This is a genomic window from Candidatus Methylomirabilota bacterium, assembly GCA_035709005.1.
Lineage (GTDB): Bacteria > Methylomirabilota > Methylomirabilia > Rokubacteriales > CSP1-6 > 40CM-4-69-5.
In genome coordinates this window covers 127,937-135,052 of the sequence record DASTFB010000083.1, presented here as the reverse complement: position 1 = coordinate 135,052, position 7,116 = coordinate 127,937, and the positions used below count along the sequence as shown (strand labels likewise).

General features: G+C 70.7%; 10 protein-coding genes. 3 read left to right on the top strand and 7 right to left on the bottom strand.

Annotation, left to right across the window (positions count from 1 at the left end):
* Window positions 1–154 precede the first annotated feature (154 nt).
* Genes VFR64_14735 through VFR64_14725 form a run of 3 tightly spaced genes read left to right on the top strand, consistent with a single transcriptional unit; the run spans window position 155 to window position 2,334 of the window.
* Complete coding sequence (locus tag VFR64_14735) at window positions 155–421, top strand: Lrp/AsnC ligand binding domain-containing protein (GenBank protein ID HET9490995.1); 267 nt, start codon at window positions 155–157, stop codon at window positions 419–421.
* A gap of 1 nt (window position 422) precedes the next feature.
* Window positions 423–1,379: an NAD-dependent epimerase/dehydratase family protein gene (locus tag VFR64_14730; protein ID HET9490994.1), complete on the top strand. Its 957-nt coding sequence runs from the start codon at window positions 423–425 to the stop codon at window positions 1,377–1,379.
* Between the two features lies 1 nt (window position 1,380).
* Window positions 1,381–2,334, top strand: a complete 954-nt coding sequence (locus VFR64_14725; protein ID HET9490993.1) for a D-2-hydroxyacid dehydrogenase — start codon at window positions 1,381–1,383, stop codon at window positions 2,332–2,334.
* Window positions 2,335–2,369: 35 nt separating this feature from the next.
* Here the strand turns inward: VFR64_14725 and VFR64_14720 are convergent, their stop codons facing one another.
* The 7 genes from VFR64_14720 to VFR64_14690 all read right to left on the bottom strand — a co-directional run bounded on the left by VFR64_14720 (window position 2,370) and on the right by VFR64_14690 (window position 7,114).
* Window positions 2,370–2,846, bottom strand: a complete 477-nt coding sequence (locus VFR64_14720) for a type II toxin-antitoxin system VapC family toxin (protein ID HET9490992.1) — start codon at window positions 2,844–2,846, stop codon at window positions 2,370–2,372.
* Complete coding sequence (locus VFR64_14715; protein HET9490991.1) at window positions 2,843–3,070, bottom strand: plasmid stabilization protein; 228 nt, start codon at window positions 3,068–3,070, stop codon at window positions 2,843–2,845. The genes VFR64_14720 and VFR64_14715 overlap by 4 nt, the downstream gene beginning before the upstream one ends.
* 169 nt (window positions 3,071–3,239) lie before the next feature.
* Complete coding sequence (locus VFR64_14710) at window positions 3,240–3,764, bottom strand: type 1 glutamine amidotransferase domain-containing protein (GenBank protein HET9490990.1); 525 nt, start codon at window positions 3,762–3,764, stop codon at window positions 3,240–3,242.
* 11 nt (window positions 3,765–3,775) lie between these two features.
* Window positions 3,776–3,940, bottom strand: coding sequence for an FmdB family zinc ribbon protein (locus VFR64_14705; protein ID HET9490989.1), 165 nt, complete (start codon window positions 3,938–3,940; stop codon window positions 3,776–3,778).
* A gap of 31 nt (window positions 3,941–3,971) precedes the next feature.
* A complete protein-coding gene (locus VFR64_14700) occupies window positions 3,972–5,426 on the bottom strand; it encodes an NAD-dependent succinate-semialdehyde dehydrogenase (protein HET9490988.1) in 1,455 nt (484 codons plus the stop codon).
* A 120-nt stretch (window positions 5,427–5,546) separates the two neighbouring features.
* Entirely contained in the window at window positions 5,547–5,720 is a 174-nt protein-coding gene (locus VFR64_14695; protein HET9490987.1) for a hypothetical protein, read from the bottom strand.
* Window positions 5,717–7,114 (bottom strand): amidase, encoded by a 1,398-nt coding sequence (locus tag VFR64_14690; protein HET9490986.1) that lies wholly within the window; start codon window positions 7,112–7,114, stop codon window positions 5,717–5,719. Before VFR64_14690 ends, VFR64_14695 begins: the two co-directional genes overlap by 4 nt.
* Window positions 7,115–7,116: the final 2 nt, after the last annotated feature.

Below are 7,116 nucleotides of genomic sequence, written 5' to 3'. Positions count from 1 at the left end.
CGGTAGTCGCGACTCAGATCGGGTATCCGAGCGATCGCCGCGGGCGATTCCGGCGGGGCACGGGCGTGGCGATAGCCCGGGGGCCCGTGCCCCTGTTAATGTAGTGTGCCGCGGCTACCGCGCGCGACGTCTCATCGCAGTCGGAGGAGAGGCCATGAAGACGGCAGCCAAACGGGTGAAGGCTTACGTCCTCATCGAGACCGCCGCCGGCAAGGCCAAGGCGGTCAAGAAGTCGCTGGCCGGAATCAAGGGCAGTCCCGCCGCCATGGTGCAGCTCGACGGCATCACCGGCCCCTACGACTTCATCGCCGTCGTGGAAGGGCCCAGCCTGGACGCGGTGGGCCGCCTGGTCACCGACGGCATCGGCATCATCGACGGGGTGACGCGGACCACGACCTGCGTGGCCGTGAGCATCGGCTGACGTGCGCGTCCTGGTGATCGGGGGCACGGAGTTCATCAGCCTCCACCTCGTCCGCGCGTTGCTGCGAGGAGGCCACGAGGTGGCCGCGCTCAATCGAGGCCGCCATGCCGAGCGGCTGCCCGCCGGCGTGCGCGCCATCGTGGCGGACCGCAAGGATCACGCCGCCGTGCGCCAGGCGTTGCGCGGCGAGCGAGTGGACGCCCTCGTCGACATCGCCTACGCGCCGACCACCGGCGAGGACGTGGAGGCCGTCCTGGCGGCCCTCGATGGCCGCCTCGGCCACGCGCTGTTCGTGTCGACCGGACGCGTCTACGACCACGCCCTGCCCATCCCCTGGGACGAGACGACGCCGCGCAACCTCTACTGGGGGGACTATGCCCGCCACAAGATCGCCGGGGAAGACGTGCTGCTACGCCGGCACCGAGAGCGCGGCCTGCCCGTGACGCTGGTCCGGCCCACCCACGTCTACGGGCCGATGAACACGCGGAACAACGAGACGTTCTTCTTCGATCGCCTGGTCCGCGGGCGCCCGATCCTGGTACCCGGCGACGGCGGCTGGCTACGACAGTTCGGCCACGTCGAGGACCTGGCCGACACCATGGCCGCCATGCTGGGCGATCGCCGGGCCTTCGGCCAGGCCTACAACGTCACCGGAGAGGAGATCGTGACGCAGGTGGGGTTCGTCGAGCTCATCGCCGACGTCATCAAGCGCCCGCTCACGCTGGTGCCGTGCCCGCCCTCGCCCGGAGACGCGCCGGCGCCCTTCGGCCAGAACCTGGTCTACGACTGCCACGCCGTCTTCACGACCACCAAGGTTCGCGCGGAGCTCGGTCTGCGGTCCCGCTACACCCTGGCCGGCGGTCTGGCCCAGACCTTCGAGTGGTATCTGCGCGAGGGGCTGGACCGCCGCGACATCGACTTCTCGGCAGAGAACACGCTGCTGCGCCGCCTCGGTTGACGTGGCGCGCCGGGCGCCGCTCACCGTGCTCGTTTACTATCCCGACGAAGCCGAGCGCTACGCAGCGCTGGTGCGCCCGCCGCGCGCCGGCGTCACCGTCCGCGCCGCCGCCACGCCCGAGGCGGCGGCGGCCTTCGTCTCCGAGGCCGAGGTGATCTACGCGTGGCGCTTTCCGCCCACGCTCCTGGCCAAGGCGACGCGGCTCAGGTGGATCCAGTCCGCCGGCGCGGGCGTGGACTGGGCCCTGGTGCCGGAGCTACCCGCCACCGTAACCCTCACTCGCGCCCCCGGCGTCTTCGGTCCCTGGATGGCGGAATACGTCCTGGCCTGGTGTGCCTGGGTCACGCAGCGGATGGGGACGTACGCCGAAGCCCAGCGTCAGCGACGCTGGCTCGATAGCGTGATTCCCCGCCGGCTCGGGGGCACGACCATGGCGATCGTGGGCCTGGGCGACATCGGGCGTACCATCGCCCGGGCGGCCCGGGCCCTGGGCATCAGGGTGATCGGGGTGACGCGCAGTGGCCGGCCCGTCCGCGAAGCCCACCACGTGCATCGGGCCCGGGCGCTGCCCCGGGCCCTCGAGGAAGCCGATTGGGTCGTCGTCGTCTTGCCGCTGACGCCGGCCACGCGTGGGCTCATCGGTGAGCGCGAACTGGCCGCGATGCGCCCGTCGGCGTGGCTCATCAACATCGGTCGTGGGCCGGTGGTGGACGAGCCAGCCCTGGTTCGAGCCCTGACCGAGCGGCGCATCGCCGGGGCCGTGCTCGACGTGTTCTCGACGGAGCCGTTGCCGCCGACCCACGTCCTGTGGGGGCTCGACAACGTCGTCATCACCCCGCACATCGCCGGCCCCAACGTTCCCGAAGAGCTAGCCGACGTCTTCAACGACAACCTCGCCCGCTACCTGGCTGGCCGCCCCCTCCGTCACGTGGTCGACCGCCGGCGCGGCTACTAACTCCTCAGCCCTTGACCAGCGAGGACCCCAGGGCCTCAGTCGCTCCAGATCCGGATGCCAAGGCGCGTTGCGCCCTGCCGGAGTCGGTCGTCGGCCGTCGCCAGCGCGGCAGAATGCGAGGCCGCGAGAGCAAGATAGAGGCAGTCATAGATCGGCTGCCCGAGTTCCGCGGCCAGACGGGCCGCCGACCGCAGCAGCACCACCGACGGCGTCCAGACAATCCCGATCGCGAGGAGATTCGTCACCGCTTCCTCGACGTCGGCCACCTGCATCTCGCGACGCCGGAGCTTCTTCCACCACGCATTGGCTACCTCGGCGGCCATGAGATCCGGCGCGAGCAGGGCGGATTCGGCTTCGAGAAGGCGCCCGGCCCCAGCGTGATCGGGCTCGTTCGCGAACCAGAGGAAGGCCATCGACGCATCGACGACGACCGGGCCGGCAGTCGCCAGCGTGTACCGGGCGGCGCGCTCCCGCGCCCGAAGCGGGGGCCGGGCCGCCCGGCGCGCCGTCATCGTTCCCGGTCTTCTCGGATCAGATCCACGCCACGGGAGCGATGCGGGCGCTGGCGGGCGCGGATGGCGACGGCGCGTGCCGCAATCTCGGCGCGGGTCAGCCGTGTGCCATCGGCCAGGATGCGCCGGGCCTCCTGCTCGACCGACACCCCGCGGAGGCGAGCCTGCAGCCGCAGGCGCTCGGCCACCTCCTCGTCCAGGTTGCGGATGATGATGGTCGCCACGGCTCGCTAGCATAGCGTGCTAGCGGCGATAGCACAATACGCTATCACGCCCTGGCCGCCGACAGCCGAGACTGCCGCGGCCGCCGGGCCCTCCCCCGCTCTTCCGCCCCCTGGTTCGGGGAACTGCTCGACAGGTGCTGGGACGGCCCCAGCACCTGTCTCCGCTTCGCTAGCTCTTCGCCAGCGCCTGCACGATCGCCCGGCAGAACGCGGGGAGGTCGTCGGGCTTGCGCGACGTGATCAGGGTCCCGTCGACCACGACTTCCTCGTCGACCCAGTTAGCGCCGGCGGCGATGAGGTCGTCCTTGATGGAAAAGAAGGACGTGGCCTTGCGTCCCTCGAGCAGGCCCGCCGACACGAGCATCCAGCCGGCATGGCAGATGGCGGCGACCACCTTGCCCTGCTGGGCCGCCTCGCGCACCAGAGCCACCATGGCCGCATGACGACGCATCAAGTCCGGCGCGTACCCGCCGGGAACGACCACCGCGTCGAACTCTACCGCCTTCACCTGATCGGCCTGCACGTCCACCGTTACCGGATAGCCGTGCTTGGAGGCGTAGGTCTTGGCGCCGCCGGCCCCGACCACCTTCACCTCGGCCCCCTCCTCCTTGAGGCGATAGTAGGGCACCCACAGCTCCATCTCCTGGTACATGTTCTCGGCCAGGATCGCGATCCGCTTGCCTGTCAGTTTCATGCTGGCCTCGCTCAGGACTTTCGTGAGGTCTGAGTGAAGATCGTGCTCACCAGCGGCCGCATTGCCGTGCCGCCACAGTGCGGGCAGGCGGCCTGGGCCTTGTCGTGCTCGCTGATGGACATGGTGACAGCGACTTCCTTCGCGCACGTCTCGCAGAAGTACTCGTAGAGAGGCATGGTCGACCCCCTCTCGACGGTGATCAAGGAATTAACCCAGGTTGACGACGACGGATTTCACCTCAGTGTACTCCTCTATGCCCTCGTGTCCACCCTCCCGGCCGAGCCCCGACTCCTTGAAGCCCCCGAAGGGGATCTCGTGGGTGTAGCCGGTGGCGTCGTTGGCGCCCACCAGGCCGTACTCGAGCTGTTCGGACACCCGCATCAGCCGGGCCAGGTCGCGGGTGTAAAAGTAGGCGGCCAGGCCGAAGGTAGTGGCGTTGGCCCGGCGGATCACCTCCTCCTCGGTGTCGAAGATCAGCACGGGGGCGGCCGGTCCGAAGATCTCCTCCTGGGCGATGGCCATCTCGTCGGTGACGTCGAGCAGCACCGCGGGCGCGTAGAAGAAGCCGTTCTTGTAGGGGCCGTCCGTGAGATAGTGCCCGCCCGTGACGAGCTTGGCGCCGTGCTTCACCGCATCCTGGACCAGCCCGTGCACCTTGGCCCGCGTCTCCTCGTTGATGAGCGGCCCGATCTGCGCGCCGGGCTCGAAGCCGGGGGCGACCTTGAGACGTTTGACCGCCTCGATGAAGGCGGGGACGAAGCGGCCGGCGATGCTCCGCTGGACGTAGATGCGGTTGGCGCAGATGCACGACTGACCGCCGACGCGGAGGAACTTCATGGCCGCCGCCCCCTCCACGGCCGGGCCCAGATCCGCGTCGTCGAAGATGATGAACGGCGCGTTGCCGCCCAGCTCGAAGCTGAGCCGCTTGATCTGCTTCGCCGCCGTCTCCATGATGCCCTTGCCCACGTCAGTCGATCCGGTGAAGCCGATCTTCCGGATGAGCGGATGGGTGAGCAGCTCGTTGCCGACGAGGCGGGAGCGGTTCGTGGTCAGCACGTTGAAGACGCCGGGCGGCAGCCCGGCCTCCTGCGTGATCTCGGCGATGGCCAGGGCCGTGAGCGGGGTGGCCGAGGCCGGCTTGAGCACGACCGTGCAGCCGGCGGCCAGGGCCGGCGCGATCTTCCGCGTGACCATGGTGGCCGGGAAGTTCCACGGGGTCACCGCGGCGACGGGTCCGATCGCCTGGCGCAACACCAGGTAGCGCTTGCCCGGGTGGGGCGAGGCCACCCACTCGCCGCCGATCCGGCGGGCCTCCTCGCCGAACCAGCCGAAGTAGCCGAGCGAGAACTGCACCTCCTTCCTCGCCTCTTCGAAGGGCTTGCCGTTCTCGAGCGTGACCAGCCGGGCCAGGTCGTCGCGGCGCTCCTCCATGCGCTCCTGGATGGCGAGCAGGATTCGCCCCCGGTCCTTGGGTGCCCGCCCCGACCAGCCCTGGAACGCGGCGTGGGCCGCCTGCACCGCGCGGCGGATCTCGGGCACGGCCCCGTTGGCCACCCGACCCACCGCCGACTGGTCAGCGGGGTTGATGACGTCGAACGTCGCCCCGCCCTCGGCGAGCACCCACTGTCCATCGATGTACATGCGCTTGACGTCATCACTCATTGGCGTTGTCCTCTTCTTGGGAATGGTCGGCGTCGGCTCGGCCCACCGCGCGGCAGGCCGGAGCCTACCCCGAACGCCGGCGCCCGCCTGGGCGCGGCGCGGCATGGCCGGCCTGCCTGCTCAGCGCCAGGGCCCGTTTTCGCCATGTCGCATGGTTCGCACGAAGTCGTACACCATGAGACCAACCACGGCGGCGACGATGATGGTGAAGGGCAGCTCCTTGATCCACCAGACCAGAAAGCCCAGGAACGCGACCGCCATGACGATGCCGATGAGCCCGGTCACGAAGGTCACGACGAGACCGTCCGCTTTCTGGCCGGCGCGCGCCGCCCGTCGGCCCGGCGCGAGGAACCGCGACGACCGGCGCCGGCCAGGGCTGCGGTGAGCCAGCGCGCGGTGCGCAGGAGCCGCGCGTCGTTGTCCCGCCGTCCGACGAGCTGCACGCCGAGCGGCATGCCCGTGGCCGACTGCAGCAGCGGCAGCGTCACGGCCGGCGTACCGAGATAGGTCCACAGCGTGCAGAAGACCGGATCGCCGGTGGTCTCGAGCCCCTTGGGCGCCTCGCCCGGGGCCGCCGGTGTCAGGATCGCGTCGAACTCGTCGAACAGCGAATCGAGCGCGGCGTTGAGCGCCGGCATGCTAGCCAGCGCGGCGAGATAGTCCACCGCGGTGTGGCGGCGACCACGCTCGATCAGCCCGCGTAGCGCGGGGCTCAGCCGGTCGCCCGCCTTGTCGTAATCGCGGCGGAGGTTGTGCGCCGCCTCGACGTCCATGACCGTGCGGTGCATGGCGGCCGCGCGCGCGAAGCTCTCCCCGAGCTCCACCTCCGCCACCACGTCGCCCAGCGCCGCGACGAGCTCGGCCAAGGCCTCGCGGGTGAAGGGCTCGGCGCGCTCCCAAACCGGCGTGCGCACGAAGGCGAGACGGGGCGGCAGCGGTGGCGCAGACGCGGCCACGGCCGCCAGCGGCGGCCGTGCCAGGGGACGCGTATCCCGGTCCTCCTCGTCGAACCCGGCGAGCGTCTCACCGAGGAGGGCGACGTCCTCGACCGTGCGCGCGAACACGCCCACGTGGTCCAGGCTGCGCGACAGGAGCAGCGCGCCCGTGCGCGGAATGAGGCCGTGGGTGGGCTTGAAGCCCACCACCCCGCAGAACGCCGCCGGCCGGATGGTCGAGCCGCCCGTCTGCGAGCCGATAGCGCCCGGCACCATGAGCGCGGCCACCGCGGCTGCCGAGCCGCTGGAGGAGCCGCCGGGCGTGCGGCTCGCATCGTGCGGGTTGGTGGTCTTGCCGGGCTGGCGATACGCGTACTCCGTGGTGACGGTCTTGCCCATGATCACGGCGCCCGCCGCGCGCAGCCGAGCCACCACCGCCGCGTCCCGTCGCGGGGTGCGGCCCGCCCACACCGGCGAGCCCAGCTCGGTTGGCATGTCGGCGGTGTCGAAGATGTCCTTGATGCCGATCGGCACGCCGTGCAGAGGACCGGGCGCCTTGCCTTGCTTGCGATACTGGTCGGCCGCGTCCGCCTGCTCGCGCGCGTGGTCGGGGTCGAGGAAGGCCCAGGCCCGCACCTTCGGCTCGACCGCCGCGATACGGCCCAGGCAGTCCTCCACCAGCTCGGCGGAGGTGATGCGGCCCTCACGGATCGCCGCGGCCGCCTCGGCACAGGACAGCGTGTGCAGGCTCATGC

Coding starts and splice junctions, on each gene's coding strand:
- VFR64_14735 (HET9490995.1), top strand. CDS start 155: ATGAAGACGGCAGCCAAACGGGTGAAGGCTTACGTCCTCATCGAGACC.
- VFR64_14720 (HET9490992.1), bottom strand. CDS start 2,846: ATGACGGCGCGCCGGGCGGCCCGGCCCCCGCTTCGGGCGCGGGAGCGC.
- VFR64_14710 (HET9490990.1), bottom strand. CDS start 3,764: ATGAAACTGACAGGCAAGCGGATCGCGATCCTGGCCGAGAACATGTAC.
- VFR64_14705 (HET9490989.1), bottom strand. CDS start 3,940: ATGCCTCTCTACGAGTACTTCTGCGAGACGTGCGCGAAGGAAGTCGCT.
- VFR64_14700 (HET9490988.1), bottom strand. CDS start 5,426: ATGAGTGATGACGTCAAGCGCATGTACATCGATGGACAGTGGGTGCTC.
- VFR64_14690 (HET9490986.1), bottom strand. CDS start 7,114: ATGAGCCTGCACACGCTGTCCTGTGCCGAGGCGGCCGCGGCGATCCGT.